This is a genomic window from Bacillus sp. 7_6_55CFAA_CT2 (genome assembly GCF_000238655.1).
In the GTDB taxonomy this organism is placed as follows: domain Bacteria; phylum Bacillota; class Bacilli; order Bacillales; family Bacillaceae_G; genus Bacillus_A; species Bacillus_A cereus.
In genome coordinates this window covers 943,355-969,287 of sequence record NZ_JH414708.1, presented here as the reverse complement: position 1 = coordinate 969,287, position 25,933 = coordinate 943,355, and the positions used below count along the sequence as shown (strand labels likewise).

Below are 25,933 nucleotides of genomic sequence, written 5' to 3'. Positions count from 1 at the left end.
TTTTAAAGCAATTTATGCCCGCGGGTGATGCTTCATGTAAACAGAACGCAATCTTTCTTTAGAGACATGCGTATAAATTTGTGTCGTCGACAAATTTTCATGGCCTAATAACTCCTGTACAGTACGTAAATCCGCCCCTTCATCTAGCATATGTGTAGCAAATGTATGCCTTAACATATGGGGACTTATCCGCATTGTCAGCGAAGCCTTTTTAATGAGTTCATTTAAAACATAACGAACTCCACGACTTGTTAGCGGTTTACCTTTCGCATTTAAAAATACCATATGAGAGTCTTCGTCAGTCTTATTAACTAACTGTTTTCTCCCATTCTCTATATAAGTAATTAAAGAATCTTGCGCATAGCTTCCGAACGGAATATACCTTTGTTTTTTTCCTTTTCCCATTACTAAAATTGTTCCCACCGCAAAGTCAATATCGGTAAGTTGTAAATTGACACATTCACTCACACGGATCCCAGTCGCATACATCAACTCTAACAAAGCTTGATTCCTTTGACCTAATGGTGTTTCCGTGTCAGAAACTTCAAATAATTCCTCTAACTCTTCAGCATATAAAAACTTTGGGATTGACAATTCTTTTTTGGGGAGTGACGCAAGTGCAAACGGATTATCCTTTCGATAACCTTCACGCATCAAAAAACGATATAAACTTCGTAAGCTTGATACTTTTCTTGCGACAGATTTACGGGCTAACTTCTCATCGTGCAACGTCGTTAAGTACAAACGAACATCCGCGTATGTAACGTCTAAAAAAGAGGATATGCCTTCTCGTTCCATAAATTGCACAAAATGTTCTAAATCATTTTGATAACTTGCAATTGTATATTTTGAATAATTTCTTTCAATTTGTAAATATCCAACGAATAATTGTAACAATTTCTTCACATTCACACAACTCACCTCAATAAAGGCTACTAAATCGTATCACAACTTAGTAGCCTTTGCAAGAAATTTAACTAAATATTTACAAAATTTCGAATCGTTTCTAAAGCGCGTGCTGCGTACGCTTCATTTCGTTCTGCTTTCTTTTTAATCTTCTTCTCTAACGGTGCAAATAGACCGAAGTTCGCATTCATCGGTTGGAAGTTTTTAGCGTTCGTTGCCGTAATGTAATTTGCCATGCTACCCATCGCAGTTACTGGCGGTAATACAACTGGCTCTTCACCTTGCACAAGACGCGCAGCATTAATTCCTGCTAATAATCCTGATGCTGCTGATTCAACATATCCCTCTACTCCAGTCATTTGACCAGCGAAGAATAAATCATCCCGTTGTTTATATTGATATGTTGGACGAAGCAAATTAGGTGAATTAATAAACGTATTACGATGCATTACACCATAACGTACAATCTCTGCATTTTCCAATCCTGGGATTAACTGTAGCACTTCTTTTTGCGGTCCCCACTTTAAATGTGTTTGAAAACCTACGATATTGTATAAAGTTCCCGCTGCATCATCTTGACGTAACTGAACAACAGCATATGGCGTTTTCCCTGTTTTTGGATCTTCCAATCCAACAGGTTTCATAGGTCCAAATACTAACGTCTGTCTCCCTCTACTTGCCATAACCTCTACTGGCATACAACCTTCAAAGAAAATTTCTTTTTCAAACTCTTTTAAAGGCACTGTCTCAGCAGCAATTAGAGCCTCATAAAAACGATCAAACTCTTCTTCTGTCATTGGGCAATTTAAATATGCAGCTTCACCTTTGTCATAACGCGATTTTAAATATACTTTATTCATGTCAATGCTGTCTTTTTCTACGATTGGGGCTGCAGCATCATAGAAGTAGAAATAATCTTCTCCTGTTAATTCTTTCAATTTTGCAGAAAGATCAGGAGATGTTAATGGACCTGTAGCAATAATTGTCGGTCCCTCTGGAATATCTGTAATTTCTTCATTCATTACAGTTACATTTGGATGGTTCTTTACGTATTCTGTTACTTTAGCTGCGAACTCATGACGGTCTACAGCTAAAGCGCCTCCAGCTGGTACAGAGCACTCATCCGCCGCACGAATAATTACAGAATCCATTAAGCGCATTTCCTCTTTAATAACTCCAACTGCATTTGTTAAAGTGTTTGCACGAAGTGAGTTACTACATACTAATTCAGCGAATTTATCTGTGTGATGAGCTGGCGTTTGCCTTACCGGTCTCATTTCATATAATCTAACTTGGACACCACGTTTTGCAATTTGGTAAGCTGCTTCACTTCCTGCAAGACCTGCGCCAATGACGTTTACTACTTGTGTTGTCATTTATATCACCTTTCCTTTTCTTCCCGAAAAAAATGTGAGCAGTTACGCTCACATTTGTTGTTCTTCTTCATAATCGCACGAAATACATTGTACTTGCACGCCTTTTTTCAACTTTTTCTCTACAAGCATGCCTTCGCACTTCGGACACTTACGACCAATTGGCTTATCCCAAGATACAAAGTCGCATTCCGGATACGTACCGCACCCATAGAAAAGACGTTTCTTTTTATTACTACGGCGTTCAATAATTTGACCCTTATCACACTTTGGACAAGTAACACCGATTTCTTTCACAATCGGCTTTGTATTACGACAATCTGGGAAATTCGAGCAAGCCATAAATTTCCCGTATTTACCCATTTTAAAGACCATTGGGTGATTACATAATTCACAATCTTCCCCAGCTGGTTCATCTTTAATTTCCACTTCACGCATTTCTTTTTCCGCTTTTTCTAAACGCGGTTCAAAACCTACGTAGAAATCATCAACAATTTTTACCCAATTCGCATTTCCTTCTTCTACTTCATCAAGGCTTTGCTCCATATTGGCAGTAAATTCAATGTTAATAATTTCTGGGAAAAACTCTAAAATAAGTTCAATTACTATTTCACCAAGTTCAGTCGGAACGAAGCGTTTATTATCCAAGCCTACATACCCACGCTTTTGAATCGTTTCAAGTGTAGGTACATATGTCGACGGTCTTCCAATTCCAAGTTCTTCAAGTGTTCTTACTAGGCGAGCCTCTGTATAGCGCGGAGGAGGTTGTGTAAAATGTTGCTTTGGTTCTAAATCCTTTGAAAATACAGTTTCCCCTACTTCTAAAGGCGGCAACATCTTATCCTTTTCTTCAGCACCATCATCTTTTGACTCTACATACACTTTCATAAATCCTGGGAACTTTACAACCGATCCACTTGCACGGAACTGAACATTGTTATTAATGAGTCTCGCTGTCACAGTATCCATTATAGCAGACGCCATTTGACTTGCAACAAATCGCTCCCAAATCAATTTATATAATCGAAGTTGATCACGACCTAAGAAACTTTTTAGTTCCTCTGGCTTTCTCATTACCGAAGTAGGACGAATTGCCTCATGCGCATCTTGTGCATTTGACTTTTTCGTTTCTTTCTTCTTTTCTGTTCCTATGTATTCCGTACCATACGCTTCAGTGATGTAAGTACGAGCCTCTGTTTGAGCTGTTTCTGAGATACGTGTTGAATCAGTTCTCATATACGTAATAAGACCTACAGTTCCTTGTTTTCCAAGATCTATCCCTTCATACAATTGCTGTGCAAGCATCATTGTTTTCTTTGCTCGCATGTTTAACTTACGGGCTGCTTCTTGTTGCAAGGAAGATGTTGTAAACGGTAATGCAGGATTACGTTTTCGCTCTTTGCGCGTTACATTTTCAACTGAAAACGCATTCTCTTTCATCTGTTCAATTATTTCATTCACTTGCGTTTCATTTGTTAATTGAACTTTTTCACCATCTACACCGTAAAAGCTTGCTTCAAATGTGTCTTTTCCTTTTACAAATTCTGTTTTAATTGTCCAGAATTCTTCAGGTTCAAAGTTTTGAATTTCCCTTTCACGCTCGATGATTAAACGAACTGCTACAGATTGTACACGCCCTGCACTTAATCCTTTTTTTACTTTCTTCCATAATAAAGGACTAATATTGTAACCAACAAGACGATCAAGTATACGTCTTGCTTGTTGTGCATCCACTAAATCCATATTAATTGCACGAGGATGTTTAAATGATTCTTTGATTGCATCTTTCGTAATCTCATTAAACACAACCCGACAATCTGATTCAACGTCCACATTTAACGTATTCGCTAAATGCCAAGCAATCGCTTCCCCTTCACGGTCTGGATCGGCCGCGAGATAGACTTTCTTTGCTTTTTTGGCCGCTGATTTTAAATCTTTTAAGACGGGACCTTTACCACGAATGGTAATATACTTCGGGGTGAAGTTGTTCTTTACTTCTATCCCCATTTGACTTTTTGGCAAATCGCGAACATGTCCCATAGACGCGACAACTTTGTATTTTTTCCCTAAATATTTCTCAATGGTCTTCGCCTTAGAAGGCGACTCCACGATTACGAGGTAATCTGACATGCTAGTGCCTCCTTAAGAGGTGGATTCAAGTCTTCATTAATCTTATTGATTTCTCTTGTTTTTGTCAATCAAGAATGAATATACCATACAGTGCCAATCTACCATTTGTCAATAATTGTTTAATAAAAACATAAAAATATAAGGTTAATTTAAAATCTCTTCCAAGATATCTTCTGCATTTCTTACTAGTTTTGCTCCTTGCTGAATAAGATGATTCGTTCCCGATGCCCCCTCTATAAATATAGGTCCAGGAAGCGCAAACACCTCTCTATTTTGCTCTAACGCAAGGTCCGCAGTAATAAGTGTTCCACTTCTCGATTTCGCTTCTACAACTAAAACACCTTTACTTATACCACTAATAATCCGGTTTCTTTTTGGAAAATACCATTTTTTCGGTGCATAGTGCGGCGGATACTCTGTCAATAACAATATATATTCCTTCCACATTTCATATAAATGTCTATTTTCTTTCGGATACATAAAAGACAATCCATGCCCTAATATCGCAATAGTCGGGCAATGATGCCTTACTGTAATCTCATGAGACATTGTATCTATCCCTTTTGCAAACCCACTGACAATAAGCCACTCTCTTTCTAATAAAGGGTGTAAAATAAACTTCAAACTCTCATGACCATATAATGATGGTTCTCTCGTTCCAACAACTGCTAATTTATTTACTTTATTCAGGAAATCTTTCTCTCCTTTTCCATATAAAACGAAGGGAGGGTCTTGTATTTCACGTAATAATTGCGGATAATCTTCATCCCATACCGTTATATAAAAAATACGATTTTTCTCTAAATAAGATATATATTGCGGAAGATTTGAACTTTGAAGAAATTTTACTAGTTCTGAAGATTTTTCCGAGGACATTCCAGTGTAGTGTTCCATTTGTTTTTCGTTAAAATTATATATGTTCTTTAATTCTGGATCGACATATAGTAGCCTCTCCATCGCTTTCCAATAATCTGCTAGCAAGTAATGAACATGTAATAATCTCTCTCTTTTCATCTCAATTCTCCTTACCCATAATTTTTATTATGTAAACAGAAAAAAGTGTAAAAAGACACCCTCAAGTAAGAAGGTGTCTTTCAACAGATTAATAGTTTTTACAAGTCTCAAATAAACCTTTTTCTTTTAAAACAGAGATTAGCGTTTCTCCCATAACTGCTGGAGTTTCAGCTACTTTAATGCCACAAGCTTCCATTGTTTTAATCTTTTCAGCAGCAGTTCCTTTACCGCCAGAAATGATTGCACCAGCATGGCCCATACGTTTGCCAGCAGGCGCTGTTTGACCACCAATGAAGCCTACAACAGGTTTTGTCATATTAGCTTTTACCCATTCAGCTGCCTCTTCTTCTGCTGTACCGCCGATTTCACCAATCATAATTACAGCATGTGTTTCTTCATCTTCATTAAATGCTTTTAAAGCATCAATAAAGTCTGTACCGTTAACAGGATCTCCGCCGATACCTACAGCAGTAGATTGGCCAATACCTTCTTGTGTTAACTGATGTACAGCTTCATACGTTAATGTACCAGAGCGAGATACGATACCAACATGACCTTTTTTATGAATATATCCTGGCATAATACCAATCTTACATTCATCCGGTGTGATTACACCTGGGCAGTTTGGTCCAAGTAAACGTGTATGTTTACCCGCCATATATCTCTTTACGTTTACCATATCTAATACAGGAATCCCTTCAGTAATACATACTACTAAATCAATTTCTGCATCAACAGCTTCCATAATTGCATCTGCCGCAAAAGCGGGTGGAACGTATACAACTGAAGCGTTTGCGCCTGTTGCTTTCACTGCATCTTCTACTGTATCAAATACTGGTACACCTTCAATATCAGTGCCGCCCTTACCTGGTGTTACACCACCGACAATTTTCGTACCGTATTCAATCATTTGTTTTGTATGGAATAAACCTTGAGAACCTGTAATACCTTGAACAATAACTTTTGTATCTTTATTAACTAATACGCTCATTTTTCTCCCCCGCTTTCTATTAGCCCACTAGTGAAACAATTTTTTGTGCACCGTCTGCCATAGATTCTGCTGCAACAATATTTAAGCCAGACTCATTTAAAATTTTCTTACCTAGTTCTACGTTTGTACCTTCAAGACGTACAACTAAAGGTAACTCAAGACCTACTTGTTTCGTTGCTTCAATAACACCTTCTGCAATAACATCACACTTCATAATGCCACCAAAAATGTTAACAAAGATACCTTTTACATTTTTGTCAGAAAGGATAATTTTGAATGCTTCTGTAACTTTTTCTGCAGTTGCACCGCCACCAACATCTAAGAAGTTAGCTGGGTCACCGTGGTAATGTTTAATGATATCCATTGTAGCCATCGCTAAACCTGCACCATTAACCATACAACCGATATTTCCATCTAAAGGAATGTAGTTTAAGTCGTATTTTGAAGCTTCAATTTCTTTTGAATCCTCTTCATCAAGATCACGAAGCTCTAAAATGTCTTTATGGCGATATAATGCATTAGAATCAAAGTTTAATTTTGCATCTAATGCCATAACTTTACCTTCACCTGTTGTAACAAGTGGGTTAATCTCAGCGATAGAGCAATCTTTTTCGATAAACGCACGGTATAAGCCCATCATAAACTTCACAGCTTGTCCTACAAGCTCTTTTGGAATATTGATGTTAAATGCGATTCGGCGCGCTTGGAAACCTTGTAAGCCTACTGCTGGATCAATATATTCTTTAAAGATTTTTTCAGGTGTTTTTTCTGCTACTTCTTCAATTTCTGTTCCGCCTTCTTCAGACGCCATTAAAACAACTTGAGAAGTTGCACGATCTAAAACTAGACCTACATAATATTCTTTTTTAATATCGCAACCTTCTTCGATAAGTAAGCGTTTTACTTCCTTACCTTCAGGACCTGTTTGATGTGTCACAAGTGTAGTTCCTAAAATGCTTTCTGCATATGTACGAACTTCATCTAAATTTTTTGCAACTTTTACTCCGCCAGCTTTGCCGCGTCCACCAGCGTGAATTTGTGCTTTCACTACACATACATCTGTTCCTAATTCTTTCGCCGCTTCTACAGCTTCTTCTACTGTAAATGCAACCTTCCCGTTCGGAACGCTAACCCCATAGCTTCTAAGGACTGCCTTACCTTGGTACTCATGGATATTCATGGTCCCATCCTCCCCTGTTTTCCTGTTTTACTCGAAAAGTTTTTTAATGTTTAAAAAACATTACATTGCCATTGTATAAGATGATTGGCACGCTGTCTACAATAAAGTGTCAGAAAACTGAAATCGCTTTATTCTTTTTCGGAAATAGTAATGTTTATATGCCAAAATAAAAAAATAAGCTGTATATTTACAGCTTATTTTTGAATCATATCTTTAATTGGCGCGAATGACTTTCGGTGTTCATCTAATACTCCATGCACTTGAATTGCCTCTAAATGTTGCTTTGTGCCATATCCCATATGTTGCTCAAATCCATATTGAGGATACTTCTCTCCCAGTTCTTTCATCATACGATCTCTCGTTACTTTTGCGATAATGGATGCGGCTGAAATCGAAACACTTTTCGCATCACCTTTAATAATTGATGTTTGCGGAATTGGTGTAGGAAGTTTCATCGCATCAATTAATAAATGTTGGGGTGTACAAGATAAATTCGCAACTGCATCTAACATCGCTTGTTTCGTTGCTTGGTAAATATTAATGTCATCAATAACTTGCGGCGATACAATTCCTACTCCAATTGCAATTGCTTGTACTTTTATTTCATCATAAAAACGCTCACGTTTCGCTTCACTCAACTTTTTCGAATCATTTAACCCTGGAATATAAAAATCCTCAGGAAGAACGACAGCTGCCGTCACAACAGGCCCAGCCAATGGCCCGCGCCCTACTTCATCAATACCCGCGATATATGTGACCCCTTTTTCACGCAAAGCATTTTCATACTTGGACATTTCAAAAAACTTCTCTTTTTCTTTCTGTTCTAACTCTTTTTGTTTATACCACTTCAAAACGAGCTTTTGAACACCTTTTCGATCATCTTTCATTAACAGTTGAAAGCGATCATCTTCTTCATTCATAATTTCTTTCAATACATTTTCCGCTTCTTTTATCGTTATAGTTTGCATTTATACAAGCTCCTTTTTAAACATATCCAAAAAGAAAAGACGCACAAACGCACGTCTTATACTTCTTCTATTTTTTCCACACCTTCTACTTGCTCTGCAAACTCTTCCGGTGTTTCAAACGTCATTTTTCCAAGTTTGCCACCACGAAGCTCACGAAGCACAAGCTCAGATGTCTTATCATAATCAATCATTCCGCCGCCCATTAAGCAGCCTCTATTTTTTCCAATTGCATCGAATAATTCCACAATATCTTCTGGAATCTCATTTAAATTATAGCGTTCTTTCAAGCGTTCTGGATAATGTTTCTCCATAAAACGTAATGCGTAAACAGCTACATCTTGTAAATTTAAAATTGAATCTTTAATTGCACCCGTTGTCGCTAAGCGAAGACCCACTAATTGATCTTCAAATTTAGGCCACAGAATACCTGGTGTATCTAACAATTCCATTTCCTTCCCAACTTTAATCCATTGTTGAGCTGTTGTCACACCTGGACGATCTCCTGTTTTAGCAATATTTTTCTTTGCCAATTTATTAATCAATGTAGATTTACCAACATTTGGTATACCTACAATTAATGCACGAATCGCTCTCGGTCTAATACCTTTTGCAACCATTTTATCAAATTTTTCTTTAACAAGCACTTTACAAGCTGCTGCAATTTCCTTCATACCTTGTCCAGCTTGCGCGTTAATTGAAATTGCCATATGGCCTTTTTCTTTAAAATATGCGATCCATTGTTTTGTTAAACGATCATCTGCCATATCCGCTTTATTTAAAACAACAAGCCTTGGCTTATGTGTAATGATTTCATCAATCATTGGGTTTCGAGATGATAATGGTAATCGAGCATCTACAAGTTCAATTACAACATCAATTAATTTTAATTTCTCCGTTACTTGGCGTCTAGCCTTCGCCATATGCCCTGGAAACCATTGAATTACCATGTTGCCACCTTCTTTTTCATTTATTTCACAATACGTGCGTCTTCTAACGGCCAATATAACATATTAGCTTTACCAATTACTTGATCCATTGAAATCGTACCGATTGAACGGCTATCTTTACTAAAACGACGATTATCACCTAAAACAAATAATTGATCTTTTGGAACGGTTTTCTTGCCTGTCATTTCTTCAAGATTAAAATCATATGTAAGCGGTCCGTCAGCAATTTGCTTTTTCTGCTTGTCTAAATACGGCTCCTCATAAGCCTTTCCGTTAACATACAGTTTATCATTACGATACTCTATTTCATCGCCTGGCAGGCCTATAATGCGCTTAATGTAATCTTTATCTTCTGTTGCTCGAAATACGATAATATCAAAGCGTTTTGGATCTCCAATGTGATAACCAATTTTATTCACAATCATTCGATCACGATCATGTAAAGTAGGTGCCATCGATACCCCGTCTACGAGAATTGGTGCAAAGAAAAACTGTCTAATAACACCAGCTAATACAACAGCAATCAAAATTGCTTTAATCCATTCCCAAAGTGAACTCTTCTCTTTTTTCATGCATTTCCCCTCCACGGTTATGTAAACTGCTCGTATTATACCAAAATTTCATATAGATTGGAAAAAGGGAGCTTGTGCATTTACAAGCTCCCATACATGTCTTATCGAATTTCTTTAATACGTGCTTTTTTACCGCGAAGGTTACGTAAGTAGTATAACTTAGCACGACGTACTTTACCACGGCGAAGTACTTCGATTTTCGCGATTCTTGGCGTGTGAACTGGGAATGTACGCTCAACACCTACACCGTAAGAAATCTTACGAACTGTGAATGTTTCACTGATTCCGCCACCACGACGTTTAATTACAACACCTTCGAAAAGCTGAATTCTTTCACGAGTTCCCTCAACAACTTTTACGTGTACACGTAAAGTGTCCCCAGGACGGAATGAAGGAAGGTCAGTTTTTAATTGGCCTTTTGTAATTTCTGCGATTAATTGTTGCATATTAAATTCTCTCCTTTAAACAGATGCTCTTATAAAGTCTTAATAAATTACAGCGGAACATCGTTAATACGGCTACTGATTTCAGTAGCACAAATGTTATAATAGCATATTACTAGGCCTGTTGCAATAGCAAATATATGAAGTTATTACTGCTCTCGCTTTATTTCCTCAAGCCATTTTTTCTCTTGTTTAGATAACTCTCTCTCATCTAATAAATCAGGTCTACGCGTATACGTTCGGCGCAAAGATTCCTTATGTCGCCATTCATCAATGTTTTTATGATTCCCTGACATTAATACATCCGGTACCTTCATACCACGAAAATCAGCTGGACGTGTATAATGAGGATGCTCTAATAAACCTGTACTAAACGAATCCTCTACTTGTGAAGCATGATTTCCTAGCACACCTGGCAAGAGACGTACCACACTATCAGTAATAACCATAGAGGCTAATTCTCCGCCCGTTAATACATAGTCACCAATAGAAATCTCATCCGTTACGAGATGCTCACGAATTCGTTCGTCATATCCTTCATAATGCCCACATACGAAGATTAAATGTTCTTCCCCTGCAAGCTCTTCCGCTTTCTTCTGCGTAAATCTTTCGCCCTGCGGACACATTAAGACAACTCTCGGCTTACGCTCTGTCTCTTTCGTCAAATCTTCTACAGCATCAAAAATAGGCTGAGGAGTAAGCACCATACCAGCTCCTCCGCCGTAAGGATAATCGTCTACGCTATTATGCTTACTTGTTGTATAATCACGAAAGTTAACAACACGAAGGTTTACCGCTTCTTTTTCTTGCGCCTTCTTTAATATAGAAGATCCAAATACACCGGTAAACATGTCTGGGAACAACGTTAAAATATCAATTTTCATTATAGCAGCCCTTCCATTACATGAATGGTTACTAATTTATTTTCAATATTAACTTGAAGTACAACGTCATCGATATAAGGAATTAAGAGATCTTGACCCTTCGGGCGTTTAATTACCCAAACATCATTTGCACCAGGAGATAGAATCTCTTTGATTGTCCCTAGCGCTTCTCCTTCTTCCGTTACAACACTGCAACCAATAATTTCATGATAGTAGTATTCACCTTCAGCAAGTTCACCTAACTGGTCTTCTGGTACTTTTATTAAAGAACCTTTAAACTTCTCTACTTCATCTACATTGTTATATCCTTCAAATGTTAATAAATCGAATGTCTTATGTTGGCGATGAGAAGTTACCTTTACCGGAAGATAGTCTGTGCCTTTCTCATTCGATATGTATAGCGTGTTTCCTACTTTATATCGCTCTTCTGGAAAATCAGTACGAGAAATAACACGGATTTCTCCTCTTACGCCATGAGTATTTACAATTTTCCCTACGTTAAACCATTTTGTCATAAATAGTATGTCACCCCTGGTTTCTATATAAATTAAGCATCTCCATTTCACAGATGGAACATGCAATCTCTATTTAAATGTTAAAAAAGGGAGAGGAATAACTCCTCGCCCTTTTTACGTTTATTGAATTTCCAGTGTTACTTTTTCATCATTATGATGTCCCACTGAATACAAGAGCATTCGAATCGCTTTCGCAACTCTCCCTTGCTTTCCAATGACTTTTCCAACATCCTCAGGATGTACAGTTAATCGATACTTTATCTCTCCGTTGCAAAGTTCCTGTGTAACTTTTACATCTTCAGGATAATCGACAAGAGGCTTGACAATCGTCTCGACTAACTTCTTCATAGTCATTGCCTCAATTACTTACCTTGTTTAGATAAGTGGAATTTCTCCATGATACCTTGGTTAGAGAATAAGTTACGAACTGTATCAGATGGTTTAGCACCATTTCCTAACCATTTTAATGCTGCTTCTTCGTTGATCTTAACTTCAGCTGGTTGAGCAACTGGATTGTAAGTTCCGATTTCCTCAATGAAACGTCCGTCACGAGGAGAACGAGAATCTGCAACAACTACACGATAGAAAGGAGTTTTTTTAGCTCCCATACGTTTTAAACGAATTTTAACTGCCATTTATAAAGCACCTCCGAATTTATTTCACACAGATAATTATATTAGCAAAAAGACTATTGCTTTGTAAAGTATTTTTTCTTAACAGAGCCATCTTTTTTTCCTTACATGAATGGAAACTTCAATCCACCTAGTCCTTTTTTCTTACCTTTTTGCATTCCCGTCATCGTCTTCATCATTTTTTTCATGTCATCGAATTGCTTAATTAGACGATTGATTTCTTGTACAGTTGTACCGCTACCTTTGGCAATGCGCTTTTTGCGACTAGCATTGATTATTTCCGGTTGTTCTCGTTCTAATTTAGTCATAGAACGAATAATTGCCTCAATATGCCCAATTTGTTTTTCATCAACTTGCGCATTTTTCAGCCCTTTAATTTTATTTGCACCAGGAAGCATTCCTAACAATTCATCAAGCGGCCCAAGTTGGCGCACTTGTCCAAGTTGTTCTAGGAAATCGTCAAGCGTAAACGAAAGCGTACGCATTTTTTGCTCAAGTTCTTTTGCTTTCTCTTCATCAACTGTAGCTTGCGCTTTTTCAATCAATGTTAAGACATCGCCCATCCCTAAAATACGGGATGCCATACGCTCTGGATGGAACGCTTCAATTGCATCTAGTTTTTCACCCATACCAGCAAATTTAATCGGCGTGTTTGTTACAGCCTTAATAGATAATGCAGCACCACCGCGCGTATCACCATCTAATTTCGTTAATACAACACCTGTTAAACCTAACTGTTCATGAAAACTTTGTGCAACATTTACCGCGTCTTGCCCCGTCATCGCATCGACAACAAGGAAAATTTCATCCGGTTTCGCAACTTCTTTCACTTTCGCTAATTCATCCATTAATTCTTCATCAATATGCAGGCGACCCGCTGTATCGATTAAAACATAATCGTGATGATCTTCTTTTGCTTTTGCAATCGCTTGTTTCGCAATTTCAACAGGACTTACTTGATCTCCTAAAGAAAATACAGGCATGTCCAATTGCTTCCCTAATGTTTCAAGCTGTTTAATCGCTGCTGGACGGTAAATATCCGCTGCAACAAGCATCGGTTTACGATTATGCTTTTTACGAAGCAAATTCGCAAGCTTACCTGTCGTCGTTGTTTTACCCGCACCTTGCAGACCAACCATCATAATAACAGTCGGTGGCTTATTAGCAACAGCAATTTTGCTTTGCTCTCCGCCCATAAGTTCTGTAAGTTCTTCCTGTACAACTTTAATTACTTGTTGTCCAGGTGTCAAACTTTTCATTACATCTTGTCCGACAGCACGTTCAGACACACGCTTCACAAAATCTTTTACTACTTTAAAGTTAACATCCGCTTCTAAAAGAGCTAGACGAACTTCTCTCATCATTTCTTTCACATCGGCTTCAGAAACTTTTCCTTTGCCGCGGATTTTTTGCATTGTCTGTTGAAGTCGGTCGGCTAATCCTTCAAATGCCATATTGCCGCCCTCCTAATCTAATTTTTCGATAGCTTCAACAACTTGTTTCATTTCTTCATTCACATGCTCTTCTTCGCTGATTAGCTGTTTTAGCTTTGCAACAAGTCGCTGTCGCTCTTGAAACTTTTGAAGTAATACTAATTTTTCTTCATATTCTTCAAGCATCGCTTCAGTCCGTTTAATGTTATCATACACGGCTTGGCGACTTACATCAAATTCTTCCGCAATTTCACCAAGAGATAAATCATCTAGATAATAAAGCGACATATAACTTCTTTGTTTTTGCGTTAACAACGATTGATAAAAATCAAATAAATAGTTCATTCTCGTTGTTTTTTCGAGCATGTTGGATCATCCTTTGTTAAGTGATTTCCCTTTACATGAATTAGTTTACATGTAGTCCAAAAGAGTGTCAAGTTTTTTTCTTAACATCATATATTTTTTATAGAAAAAGAAGCGGAAATACCGCTTCTTTCGCTTATACTTCTTCTGTTTCTACTAAGTTCGCAAATAAACCATACACATATTGTTCTGGATCAAACTGCTGCAAGTCATCCATTTGTTCTCCTAATCCAACAAACTTCACCGGTACATCCATTTCGTTACGAATCGCTAATACAATACCACCTTTAGCAGTTCCATCTAACTTCGTTAAAACAATACCAGTTACATTCGTTGCTTCACGGAATGTTTTCGCTTGGCTTAAACCGTTTTGTCCTGTTGTTGCATCAATAACAAGCAATACTTCATGAGGAGCACCTGGTACTTCACGCTCAATTACACGCTTCACCTTTTCTAACTCTTTCATTAAGTTCACTTTATTTTGCAAGCGTCCTGCTGTGTCACATAGTAATACATCTACCTTACGTGCTTTCGCTGCTTGTACAGCGTCATACATAACCGCCGCTGGATCAGATCCAGATCCTTGTTTAATCACTTCTACACCAACGCGATCGCCCCATACTTCTAATTGTTCAATCGCTCCAGCACGGAATGTATCTCCTGCCGCCAATAGGACTGACTTACCTTCTGATTTAAACTTATGCGCCAGTTTACCAATTGTCGTTGTTTTTCCTACACCATTAACACCAACAAATAAAACGACCGTTAATTGGTCCTCTTGCATATTAATTTCGTTACTAAAATTGCTGTCACCTTTGTAAATTCCTACTAGTTTTTCTGAAATAACAGCTTGTACTTCTTTTGGATCTTGAATGTTACGACGTTGTACTTCTTCTTTCAATTGGTCAATTAATTCCATTACCGTCGCAACGCCAACGTCTGCACCGATTAAAATTTCTTCTAACTCTTCGAAGAAATCTTCGTCCACTTTACGGTAACGATACACTAAATCATTCACTTTATCCGCAAATGAATTTCTCGTTTTTTCTAATCCTTGTTTAAATTTCTCTGTAACTGTATCCGTTTGTTTTGAAATTTTTTCTTTTAGTTTTTTAAAAAAACTCATACTTTCCCATCCTTCCTATTCACTTGCAATAAGTTCTTCTCCGGCGTCTAAACGAACCGAAACAAGTTTAGATACCCCCGATTCTTGCATTGTTACACCGTACAACACATCAGACTCTTCCATTGTACCTTTTCTATGTGTAATTACAATAAACTGCGTCTCATCACTGAATTTCTTTAAATACTGTGCAAAACGAGCTACATTCGCCTCATCAAGGGCTGCCTCTACCTCATCTAGTACACAGAACGGTACTGGGCGTACTTTTAAAATACCAAATAAAAGCGCAATTGCTGTTAAAGCACGCTCTCCACCTGAAAGTAAACCTAAGTTCTGCAGTTTCTTCCCTGGCGGTTGTGCTACAATATCAATACCCGTATTTAGTAAATCCTCTGGATTAGTCATTACTAAATCCGCTCTACCGCCTCCAAATAATTCAGAGAATACCGATTGAAACTCCATTCTAATGCCTTCAAACGTAGTAGAAAAGCGTTTTTTCATTTCTTCATCCATTTCGGTAATAAGCTGGTGCAATGTCGCTTTTGCTTCTTCTAGGTCGTCTCTCTGCTCTAGTAAGAATGTATGACGCTCCGCTACACGTTCATATTCATCAATTGCCCCTAGGTTCACTGTACCTAACTCTTCTATGGATAATTTGATTAATTTTACTTTCTTACGCGCATCTTCTGCAGGCATTGTCATTGTATATTTTAGTTTTGCCGCTTCAAATGAAATCGTATATGTTTCACGTAAATGTTGTAATCTATTTTCCAACTCTACATCCAGTCGATTTATTCTCACTTCTTGATCTTTCAACATTTCAAGAACATATTTATGTTTACCTGTCGTTTCTTTCAAATTGCGCTCTAAATGTTCTACTCTCTCTTGCAACGATACACGTTGTTCACGACGAGAGCGAATTAATTCTGAAGTTTGATTACGATCATATGCTTTCTTCTCAATCATATTCGTAATTTGCTCTTCACCACTTGAATTAGATGTCATTTCTTGTTTTAAGAACGCTAAATCCTCTTTCGTTTTTACAAGTGTCGCATCCGTTTCTTCTTTTTCCTTCGTCAATCGTTCAACTTTTTCTTTTTGATTAGATAAGCGTTGTTGCTTTTCAGCTGCCAGCACTTTTAACTCAGTCATTTCTTTTTGAACTTTTTCTTTCGAAGAATGTTGCTCACTTTTTTGTTTTGTTAAAGCTACAATTTTACTATCTAACTTAGTAATTTCAGCTTGAAGATTCGTTAAAACCCCTTCTAACTCCTCTTTACGCCCTTGCATTTTTACTCGATCTTGTAAAAACCCTTCAATCTCTAAATCATAAATAGACAACCGATCATTAATACGATGTTCTTCTAATTCTAAACGATTAATCTCTTCTCTTAATTTCTGCTCATCTACACGATCTGCTTCTACAGTTTGCCTTAGTTCGCGTATTTTCACTTCTTTTTCTTGAATCTCTTGTTTTACTGCTTTAACAAAGTTTTCTAACTTCGTTGTTTTTTCTTCCATATCAGTTAACTTGCGAGTCCACTCTTCCAGTTCACGTTGGCGTCCTAATAAAGAAGATTTCGCTTGCTTTACCGCCCCACCAGTCATAGAACCGCCAGGATTCACGACGTCACCTTCGATTGTTACAATGCGATAACGGTATTGCAGTTGTTTCGCCAACTCATTTGCTCCACGTAAATCTTTCGCAACAATAACAGTACCTAATAAATTTGAAACTACATTTTCATATTTATTGTTGTACTGCACAAGTTCTGCCGCCACACCTACAAACGATGGGTGTTGATTTGCAATGCGTAATTGCTCAAATGATAACGATCTGCTTTTAATAACAGCTTGCGGTAAAAACGTTGCACGTCCATGTTTATTTTGCTTTAGAAATGCAATCGCATTACGAGCATGTTCCTCTTTTTGTACAACAATATGCTGCATCGCTGCACCTAGAGCAATTTCCATTGCAACTTCGTATTCTTTCGGTACCGTTAACAGTTCCGCAACAGCACCCTCGATACCTTGCAACCTATTTTCTCTAGCTTTCAATACTTCACGTACACCTTGATAGAATCCAGAATAATCTTCTTGCATCTCTTCAAGCATTTCTTTTCGAGAACGTGCCTGTTGCACAAATTGATATGCTTGATACAGTTTTGTTTCATTTTCACTATACTGCGTCTTACATTTCCCAAGCGCCGCCTCTGTCTTCTGTATATTTGAGAGAATGCCAGCTACTTTTTCTTTCGCTTGTTCGTAACTTTCTACAAGTTTCGTCTTTTTCGCTGTAATTTCCATACGCATTTCTACATATTTCGCATTCTCTTCATCTAGACGCTCGTTTTTAGACATTTGCTGTTTCGATTGTTCTTCAATCATAGATAATTCATTACGATGACTAGCTTGTTGATTTAAAAGCTCAATATAGTCACCTTTTAAATTCTCAATCTGTTCCTCTAAATTGTCAGCAAAAGTAGCAAGCAGTTGCTCATTATCATGCAATTTTTGCTCCAACTCTTTTACTTCATTCACAAATTGCATTAAAGATTCTGTACTTGACTCAATCTCACCATCGTAACTTTTAGCTTTCTCAGTTAATTCAACAATTAACTGCTCAAGTTGCACACAATGCGTCGTAGCATTTTGCTTTCTTTCTTTTAACAACTCACGCTGCCCTTCTAGTTTTTCTAGCTCTTTACTAGAAAGAAGAAGTACTTCTTGCAACGAGTCTACAGACTCGTCTACCGCTTGTAATTGTCCTCGTAATTCCTCAAGCTCTTCTTCACTTTTTTGTAAATTCGTTGACATTTTAGCTTCTTCGTTTTTATTATGCCCAAACTGATTTCGAAGCGCTTCCCATTTCTCATGCAATTCTTCAATTTCATGAACAATAAGCGCAGCTTCTACTTTCTCTAATTCTTCTTTATTCTCAAGATAATCTTTCGCAATAGAAGCTTGTCTTTCTAAAGGTTCTACTTGACTACTTAATTCATGAATTATATCTTGTACACGATTTAAGTTTTCTTGTGTTTCTGCTAGTTTCCCTTCAGCTTTCTTTTTGCGAAGTTTGTATTTTAGTACGCCTGCCGCTTCTTCAAATACACCTCGACGCTCTTCTGACTTACTACTTAAAATCTCTTCCACTTTCCCCTGGCTAATAATTGAAAAAGCTTCTCTTCCCATACCAGAGTCCATAAATAAATCGATAATATCTTTCAATCTACATGATTGTTTATTAATATAAAAATCACTATCACCTGAACGAGATACACGACGTGTTACACACACCTCATTGTATTCAATTGGTAAACGTTGATCTTCATTATTTAAAGTTATTGTTACTTCAGCAACATTAACCGCTCTCCTCGTATCACTGCCCGCAAAAATAATATCCTCCATCTTTGCACCACGTAATGATTTTGCAGATTGTTCACCAAGTACCCAGCGAATTGCATCAGTAATATTACTTTTCCCGCTTCCATTAGGTCCTACTACAGAAGTTACACCTGGGACAAAATCAACAGATACACGCTCAGCAAAAGACTTAAACCCTGCTATTTCTAATCTTTTTAAAAACACGAAAGGCCTTCCTCCTATTCTCCGTCGTTATAAATGTTCTCTATACAAAAACAAGTATTATACGGATTTACCTTCTTTTTCTTTATAAACAAAAAGAAAGTTTCATTCTATGCATAAGGAATCCCCCTCATTCAAAGGGGGATTCCTTATAGTTGTTCTTTTAATTTTTTCAATGCTTCTGCAGCAGCTTGTTGCTCTGCTTCTTTTTTCGACTTACCACTACCAAGACCTAAAGCTACGTTATTTAACGTAACACGTGACACAAATTCTCGATTGTGAGCTGGTCCTTTTTCTTGCAAAATTTGATACTCAACATTGCCACTGCCATCACGCTGAATCAATTCTTGCAACTGACTCTTATAATCCATCACATGAGAAAAAGCACCCTCATTAATTTTCGGATATACAATTTCTTTTAAGAATTCCCAAACTGTTTCTAGCCCTTGATCAAGATAAAGGGCACCAATAAACGCTTCAAAGACATCCGCTAATAAAGCTGGTCGTTCACGTCCACCTGTCATTTCTTCACCTTTTCCTAATAAAACAAGGCTGCCAAATGACAATTCGTTCGCAAAACGAACAAGAGATGGCTCACATACAATAGCTGCACGTAGTTTTGTTAACTCTCCTTCGCTCATTGTCGGATATTTTTGAAACAGATACTGTGATACAGTCAGTTCCAATACTGCATCTCCAAGAAATTCAAGACGCTCATTATCTTCATGCGGTTTTTTTCGATGCTCATTCACATACGATGAATGCGTAAATGCTTGAATCAATAATTTTTCATCTGTAAACGTAATACCTATCTTTTCTTGAAACACTTTAAATGCTTCACGATATTTTGTTTCGTATTTTTTTCTCTATATTTTCGGTACGGCATAGGTCCCTCCAGATATAAGCCAGAAAGCCCCGCTAAAAAACGGGACTTCACTTAAGCATTATAGATGACTCTCTATGTAAGTCACAGCATCGCCAACAGTAGCAATCTTTTCAGCATCTTCATCAGAAATTTCCATTTCGAATTCATCTTCTAATTGCATTACAAGTTCTACTACATCTAGGGAGTCTGCTCCTAAATCTTCCTTGAAGCTTGCAGCTGGTACTACCTCAGTCTCTTCTACTCCTAAACGATCAACGATGATTTTTGTTACGCGCTCTAAAACATCTGCCATTCCATTCACCTCCCCTCAAATATTATATTAAATATTGACCAAAAAAACTAGGTGAAATCGATTCTTTTATTACATTACCATACCGCCATCAACATTTAACGTTTGACCTGTAACATATTTGCTTTGATCAGAAGCAAAAAACGTTACAGCATTCGCGATATCTTTCGCTTCACCAAATTGAGCAGCTGGAATAACTTTTAACATTTCGGCTTTAATATTCTCATCTAGTACATCAGTCATATCAGTCGCAATAAAGCCTGGCGCAATTGCATTCACAGTAATATTTCGACTTGCTAACTCTTTTGCAGATGTTTTTGTTAATCCAATAACACCCGCTTTAGCAGCAACATAATTAGCTTGCCCTGGGTTTCCTATAACACCCACAACAGAAGCGATATTTATAATTCTACCGTGACGTTGACGCATCATATAACGAGATACTGCTTTTGTACATAAGAATACACCTTTTAAGTTTGTATTAATAACTGTATCCCATTCTTCTTCTTTCATACGCATTAATAAATTATCTTTTGTTACACCAGCATTATTTACAAGAATATCAACTTGTCCAAATGTATCTACTGTTTGTTTCACCATATTTGTAACATCATCAGCATTTGCAACATCTGCTTTTACCGCAATTGCATCAGAACCTAATTTCTTAATTTCATCTACTACTTCATTTGCTTTTTGTTCATTACCTGCATAATTTACTACTACATTTGCCCCTTGTTTCGCTAAATCGATCGCAATCGCGCGACCAATTCCACGTGAAGCGCCAGTTACTAATGCTACCTTCCCTTTTAACATCAGTTTTCTCCTCTCAAATTTGAAATGGTATCTTTTAATGTCTCTTCATCATATATCGCATATGCTTTCACTGATGAATCAATTGACTTCATAAGTCCAGCAAGTACTTTTCCAGGCCCAATTTCAATAAATGTATCTACTCCCTGCTTCACCATACATTCAATAGACGGGTACCATAATACAGGCGAATAAAGCTGTTCGATTAACTTTTCTTGAATGTCGGCACCACGCGTAATAACATCCGCCGTAACATTTGCAATAACAGGAATATTCGTATCATGAATTGTAATTTCATTTAAAACACTTTGGAACTTCTCAGCTGCCGGCTTCATAAGTGAAGAATGGAATGGCCCACTTACTTTTAGTGGAATTGCTCTCTTTGCACCATTTTCTTTCGCTCTTTGAGAAGCAACCTCTACGCCTTGCTTCGTTCCAGAAATTACAATTTGCTTCGTACTATTCATATTAGCGATTTGCACTGCATATCCTTCACTTGTTACTTCTTCTGTAACTTGTTTCAGCATATGTGGGTCAGCACCTAATATAGCTGCCATTGCACCTTCCCCGCCCGGAACAGCTTCTTCCATATATTCCCCGCGTTTCCTTACAGCATATACCGCATCTTCAAAAGTTAATGCACCAGCTGCTACAAGAGCGCTATATTCACCTAAACTATGACCAGCGACAAAGTCAGGTGTAATGTCATACTCTTTCAAAGCTGTCAAAATAGCAAAACTCGTTGTTAATAATGCAGGCTGAGCATTTGTTGTTAATGTAAGCTTTTCCTGCGGGCCTTCAAAAATCACTTCTGAAAGTGACTCTTGTAACACCTCATCTGCTTTTGCAAACACTTTTGCAACCTCTTTATTATTCTCTGCTAATTGTTTACCCATTCCAACTGCCTGTGAACCTTGGCCCGGAAAAAGAAATGCTATTTTTCCCATTTCAAATCCTCCTCTTATTGGAGTGACTCTTTCTCCATTACGCTTGAAATTGTAGGAATTACTTCTTTCGCTACCATTTCTCTCGTTTGACGAATCGCACTAAATATCGACTGGTCATTAGAAGAACCGTGAGCCTTAATGACAGGTGCTTTCAATCCAAATAATGCAGCTCCCCCATACTCCGAATAATCCATTTTATCTTTTAATACCATAAGTTTTGGCTTTAATACCGCCGCTGCTAATTTGCTCGTAAACGAACTCATTAGTTGTTCTTTCAACATAGAGAATAGCGCAAGTGCTGTTCCTTCTAATGATTTCAACGCTACATTCCCTGTAAAACCATCACATACAACAACATCTGCTACACCTTGCAATAAATCTCTCGATTCAACGTTCCCAACGAAATTAATTGGCGCATCTTTAAGCATTGCAAATACTTGCTTTGAAAGCTCGTTTCCTTTTCCATCCTCTGTTCCAACGTTTAATAGTCCAACACGAGGATTTTCAATTCCTCTTACCTTCTCAGCATAAACAGATCCCATTACTGCATATTGATATAAATGAATTGGTTTTGCATCAACATTTGCTCCAACATCTAACATAACAAAACCTTTTCCATCTACAGTCGGCATTGTAGGCGATAAAGCTGGTCGCTCAATTCCTTCCATACGACCGACAACAAATAATCCAGCTGCCATTAAAGCTCCTGTACTACCTGCGGATATACAAGCGTCTGCTTCTCCATCCTTTACTTGTTGTGCCGCAAGCACCATTGAAGCTTGTTTTTTTCGACGAACCGCTCTTACTGGTTCCTCCGTTGATTCTATTTTTTCGTCTGTATGAAGAATAGTAATTCGTTCATCACTCGTTAAGTATTGACGAATTTCCTCTTCTTTCCCTACTAACGTAATATGTAAATCAGAATATTCCTTAATAGCTTTCATTGCCCCTAATACTACAGCCTTTGGAGCGTGATCTCCGCCCATTGCATCTATTGCGATTTTCATAAGTTGTTACCTTCCTCACTATAATTACTAGATCGATACATTTCAAAAGTGCCTGTAAAAACAAGTTCTTCTCCAACGAAGCTACGCACTTTGACAACCGTCCGTCCCTTATCATTCTCTACATCTTCAACGCGCGCTTTTGCAACAACACGCTCTCCTAATTTTACAGGGCGAATGTATCGAATGGTAGACTTTGCAGTTAAAGCTAATTCTTCATCAATAACCGCAACAGCTAGTGAGTTTGCTTGTGCAAACAGATGATGCCCACGGGCAATTTGATTTCTTTTAAATACATGTTCTACCTTTACTTCAAAGATAGAGATTGCATGTCTATCTAATTCAATATCAATAATTTCTCCAACAACCTCTTCTAACGGTAAAGATTTCACATCTTCTTCATGTTGCTTTGTAGCTACATGTTTAATTCTCTCTCTTAATTCAGGAATAGACAATTCCATACGATCAAGTCGTACTGTTTGTATACTCACTTGAAATTTTTCCGCTAAATCTTCATCCGTAATAAAAGGATTTGATTCGATTGTTTGTTGTAATAACTCTTGTCTTTCTTTTTTACTTCTTCTTTTTTTCATACCGCACCATCCATTTTTATGACTAGGTACTAACAGTAGTATATAATCATTAAAAGTAGAATGCAACAAAAACTTTTGTTGACTCCCTTTAATCGAGCTTCTCTCCTTGGAACACACCTGTCCCATCAAGATACGTACGCAAGGCAGCGTACTGATCATTGTGCCAAAACGCTTCTGAATCTACTAGTATCGCCGCATCTTGCCTTGCTGTTTCTAACGCTCGATAATCATGTACCATGTCAGCAACCTTAAATTCTGGTAAGCCACTTTGCTTACTCCCAAAGAAATCTCCAGGACCTCGTAATTCTAAATCTTTTTCTGACAATACAAATCCATCATTTGTTTCAGTCATTATGCGCATTCTTTCTTTCCCTGTTTCTGATTTAGGGTCTGCTATTAATAAACAATATGATTGTTCACTACCACGGCCGACACGCCCTCTAAGCTGATGAAGCTGCGATAAACCGAAACGTTCTGCATCATAAATAACCATTACAGTCGCATTCGGTACGTTCACACCTACTTCAACAACTGTTGTCGATACAAGAATTTGCACTTTATTTTCACTAAACTGTCCCATTATCTCTTCTTTTTCCTGAGACGATAATCTCCCATGCATCAATCCAACTTGGCATTTCCCTTGGTAATGATGCGTCAGCATACTATGTAAGTCGATAGCATTTTGCACATCAAGTTTCTCAGATTCTTCAATTAGAGGACAAATAACGTATGCCTGTCTTCCTTTTTTTATCTCCTTTTCAACAAAACCGAGAACGCGATCTAACATATCATGTTTTGCCCAATATGTTTCAATCACCTTTCTACCTGCTGGCATCTCATCGATTATCGAAACATCCATCTCTCCAAATGCAGTAATTGCAAGCGTACGCGGAATTGGTGTCGCTGTCATAAATAATACATCTGGACTTTCACCTTTCTCCCGTAAAACTCGGCGCTGCGCTACACCAAATCGATGCTGTTCATCTGTAATAACGAGACCCAACCTATGAAATATAACTTCATCTTGAATTAAGGCATGCGTTCCAACAAGAATATCTATTTCTCCTTGTTCTAACTTCGCTAAAATTTCTCGACGTCTCGCACCTTTAACAGAACTTGTTAACAGTTCCACCTTCATACCAAAATGCGAAAACGTTTCAGCAAGCGACTGATAATGTTGCTCAGCTAAAATTTCTGTAGGAACCATTAAAGCACCTTGATAATGAGCTAATTTCGATGCATAAAGGCCAATCGCAGCAACAACTGTTTTCCCAGAACCAACGTCACCTTGCAATAGTCGGTTCATCCGATAAGGAGATGTCATATCTTTCAAAATTTCATCTACAACTCGGCGCTGCGCACCCGTTAATGGAAACGGCAGTGCATCGATAAATTCTTGTAATTCTACTGAGGGAATCTCTTTCTTCGTCCCTTTTGAATTTTCCCTCTCCATTTTCCGGAGCGTTTGCATTTTCAGCTGAAATAAGAAAAATTCTTCATATACAAAACGGCGACGCGCTTGCTTCAAATCTTCCTGTCCTACCGGAAAATGCAATGCCCTAAGCGCTTCATATCTTGGTAATAATTTATATCGCCCTAACAAACCATCCGGTAACACTTCGACTATAGAATCTCCATATTCCTTTAACGCTTGAGCAATAAAACGACGCATCTGTTTTACTGTAAGTTTCCCCTTTACTGAATAAACAGGTTCCACTTCTTGTTGACGTACAACCGGCCCAAAATGAAGTTCTGATACAGCAATTGTTTGACGATGTTGATCCCATTTACCAGTAATCGTTACCGTTTCATCTAACTTTAATTTTTGCTTATAGTAAGGCCTATTAAAACATACCGCCGTAATTAAATAACGACCGACGAGAACACGAACTGTTAAACGCGATTTCTTCTTACCATAATATTGCAGCAAAGGAGCACTATGAATCTTCCCTTCAACCGTTACACGTTCATCATGCTTTACTTCAGCAAGATCTTTCATCGCATAATCTTCATAACGGTACGGAAAATGTTCTAATAGATGAGAAACTGTATAAATACCCATCTCATGTAGTAACTCAGATGTTTCTCCTCCTATCCCCTTTACATCCGTAACAGGAACTTGTACAACATCATTCAAGATTCTCACACCCCGTCACATTATTTTCTTTATTGCATTTTATTTGAGTACCAATTAGCATCTGTAATCGCTCTCTTTCACCTTATATATTCTATCATAGGCATTCTAAGAGAAACTACTCAAATCCCTTATATAAAACAAGTAAAAAAGAGCCTCACTATTAGCAGCAAGGCTCTTTTCTCTCTTCAATATGCTAGCCTTTTGAATA

General features: G+C 37.7%; 24 protein-coding genes and 1 pseudogene. All 25 read right to left on the bottom strand.

Annotated elements, in window-relative coordinates; translation table 11 throughout:
* Positions 1-12: 12 nt before the first annotated feature.
* Complete coding sequence (gene xerC / locus HMPREF1014_RS05315; RefSeq protein ID WP_001101241.1) at positions 13-912, bottom strand: tyrosine recombinase XerC; 900 nt, start codon at positions 910-912, stop codon at positions 13-15.
* Positions 913-977: 65 nt separating this feature from the next.
* A complete protein-coding gene (gene trmFO / locus HMPREF1014_RS05310) occupies positions 978-2,282 on the bottom strand; it encodes an FADH(2)-oxidizing methylenetetrahydrofolate--tRNA-(uracil(54)-C(5))-methyltransferase TrmFO (RefSeq protein WP_000213002.1) in 1,305 nt (434 codons plus the stop codon).
* Between the two features lie 48 nt (positions 2,283-2,330).
* The gene (gene topA, locus HMPREF1014_RS05305) at positions 2,331-4,409 is read right to left on the bottom strand and encodes a type I DNA topoisomerase (protein WP_001286964.1); all 2,079 of its coding nucleotides are present in this window, start codon (positions 4,407-4,409) and stop codon (positions 2,331-2,333) included.
* 144 nt (positions 4,410-4,553) lie between these two features.
* Positions 4,554-5,423 carry a DNA-processing protein DprA gene (dprA, locus tag HMPREF1014_RS05300; protein ID WP_000818062.1) on the bottom strand — a complete coding sequence of 290 codons (870 nt, stop codon included), beginning with the start codon at positions 5,421-5,423 and terminating at the stop codon, positions 4,554-4,556.
* 88 nt (positions 5,424-5,511) lie between these two features.
* A complete protein-coding gene (gene sucD, locus HMPREF1014_RS05295; RefSeq protein WP_000115178.1) occupies positions 5,512-6,414 on the bottom strand; it encodes a succinate--CoA ligase subunit alpha in 903 nt (300 codons plus the stop codon).
* 19 nt (positions 6,415-6,433) lie between these two features.
* Positions 6,434-7,594, bottom strand: coding sequence for an ADP-forming succinate--CoA ligase subunit beta (gene sucC, locus HMPREF1014_RS05290; RefSeq protein ID WP_001020791.1), 1,161 nt, complete (start codon positions 7,592-7,594; stop codon positions 6,434-6,436).
* A 194-nt stretch (positions 7,595-7,788) separates the two neighbouring features.
* Positions 7,789-8,562, bottom strand: a complete 774-nt coding sequence (gene rnhB / locus HMPREF1014_RS05285) for a ribonuclease HII (protein ID WP_001193513.1) — start codon at positions 8,560-8,562, stop codon at positions 7,789-7,791.
* Positions 8,563-8,618: 56 nt separating this feature from the next.
* Positions 8,619-9,509: a ribosome biogenesis GTPase YlqF gene (ylqF, locus tag HMPREF1014_RS05280; protein WP_000236703.1), complete on the bottom strand. Its 891-nt coding sequence runs from the start codon at positions 9,507-9,509 to the stop codon at positions 8,619-8,621.
* A gap of 20 nt (positions 9,510-9,529) precedes the next feature.
* Positions 9,530-10,081: a signal peptidase I gene (gene lepB / locus HMPREF1014_RS05275; protein WP_000711853.1), complete on the bottom strand. Its 552-nt coding sequence runs from the start codon at positions 10,079-10,081 to the stop codon at positions 9,530-9,532.
* Between the two features lie 101 nt (positions 10,082-10,182).
* Positions 10,183-10,527, bottom strand: a complete 345-nt coding sequence (rplS, locus tag HMPREF1014_RS05270) for a 50S ribosomal protein L19 (RefSeq protein ID WP_001186516.1) — start codon at positions 10,525-10,527, stop codon at positions 10,183-10,185.
* A 146-nt stretch (positions 10,528-10,673) separates the two neighbouring features.
* Positions 10,674-11,408: a tRNA (guanosine(37)-N1)-methyltransferase TrmD gene (trmD, locus tag HMPREF1014_RS05265; RefSeq protein WP_000686903.1), complete on the bottom strand. Its 735-nt coding sequence runs from the start codon at positions 11,406-11,408 to the stop codon at positions 10,674-10,676.
* Positions 11,408-11,923 carry a ribosome maturation factor RimM gene (rimM, locus tag HMPREF1014_RS05260; protein WP_000170277.1) on the bottom strand — a complete coding sequence of 172 codons (516 nt, stop codon included), beginning with the start codon at positions 11,921-11,923 and terminating at the stop codon, positions 11,408-11,410. Before rimM ends, trmD begins: the two co-directional genes overlap by 1 nt.
* Positions 11,924-12,043: 120 nt before the next feature.
* Positions 12,044-12,271 (bottom strand): KH domain-containing protein, encoded by a 228-nt coding sequence (locus HMPREF1014_RS05255; RefSeq protein ID WP_000737401.1) that lies wholly within the window; start codon positions 12,269-12,271, stop codon positions 12,044-12,046.
* Between the two features lie 14 nt (positions 12,272-12,285).
* Positions 12,286-12,558 carry a 30S ribosomal protein S16 gene (gene rpsP, locus HMPREF1014_RS05250; RefSeq protein WP_000268750.1) on the bottom strand — a complete coding sequence of 91 codons (273 nt, stop codon included), beginning with the start codon at positions 12,556-12,558 and terminating at the stop codon, positions 12,286-12,288.
* 101 nt (positions 12,559-12,659) lie between these two features.
* The gene (ffh, locus tag HMPREF1014_RS05245) at positions 12,660-14,009 is read right to left on the bottom strand and encodes a signal recognition particle protein (RefSeq protein ID WP_000863460.1); all 1,350 of its coding nucleotides are present in this window, start codon (positions 14,007-14,009) and stop codon (positions 12,660-12,662) included.
* A 12-nt stretch (positions 14,010-14,021) separates the two neighbouring features.
* Positions 14,022-14,354 (bottom strand): putative DNA-binding protein, encoded by a 333-nt coding sequence (locus tag HMPREF1014_RS05240; RefSeq protein WP_000891062.1) that lies wholly within the window; start codon positions 14,352-14,354, stop codon positions 14,022-14,024.
* Positions 14,355-14,487: 133 nt separating this feature from the next.
* A complete protein-coding gene (ftsY, locus tag HMPREF1014_RS05235; protein ID WP_000007658.1) occupies positions 14,488-15,477 on the bottom strand; it encodes a signal recognition particle-docking protein FtsY in 990 nt (329 codons plus the stop codon).
* A 15-nt stretch (positions 15,478-15,492) separates the two neighbouring features.
* On the bottom strand, positions 15,493-19,062 hold the full coding sequence (smc, locus tag HMPREF1014_RS05230) for a chromosome segregation protein SMC (RefSeq protein WP_000478980.1): 3,570 nt from the start codon (positions 19,060-19,062) through the stop codon (positions 15,493-15,495).
* 146 nt (positions 19,063-19,208) lie between these two features.
* A pseudogene (rncS, locus tag HMPREF1014_RS05225) lies at positions 19,209-19,945 on the bottom strand (ribonuclease III).
* 58 nt (positions 19,946-20,003) lie between these two features.
* Complete coding sequence (gene acpP / locus HMPREF1014_RS05220) at positions 20,004-20,237, bottom strand: acyl carrier protein (protein ID WP_000786062.1); 234 nt, start codon at positions 20,235-20,237, stop codon at positions 20,004-20,006.
* A gap of 69 nt (positions 20,238-20,306) precedes the next feature.
* Positions 20,307-21,047 (bottom strand): 3-oxoacyl-[acyl-carrier-protein] reductase, encoded by a 741-nt coding sequence (gene fabG / locus HMPREF1014_RS05215; RefSeq protein ID WP_000911768.1) that lies wholly within the window; start codon positions 21,045-21,047, stop codon positions 20,307-20,309.
* Positions 21,047-21,991, bottom strand: coding sequence for an ACP S-malonyltransferase (fabD, locus tag HMPREF1014_RS05210; RefSeq protein ID WP_000515910.1), 945 nt, complete (start codon positions 21,989-21,991; stop codon positions 21,047-21,049). Before fabD ends, fabG begins: the two co-directional genes overlap by 1 nt.
* 14 nt (positions 21,992-22,005) lie before the next feature.
* Positions 22,006-22,998, bottom strand: a complete 993-nt coding sequence (plsX, locus tag HMPREF1014_RS05205) for a phosphate acyltransferase PlsX (protein WP_000684100.1) — start codon at positions 22,996-22,998, stop codon at positions 22,006-22,008.
* Entirely contained in the window at positions 22,995-23,588 is a 594-nt protein-coding gene (fapR, locus tag HMPREF1014_RS05200) for a transcription factor FapR (RefSeq protein ID WP_000747349.1), read from the bottom strand. The genes plsX and fapR overlap by 4 nt, the downstream gene beginning before the upstream one ends.
* Before the next feature lie 88 nt (positions 23,589-23,676).
* The gene (gene recG / locus HMPREF1014_RS05195; RefSeq protein ID WP_001000813.1) at positions 23,677-25,725 is read right to left on the bottom strand and encodes an ATP-dependent DNA helicase RecG; all 2,049 of its coding nucleotides are present in this window, start codon (positions 25,723-25,725) and stop codon (positions 23,677-23,679) included.
* Positions 25,726-25,933 lie beyond the last annotated feature (208 nt).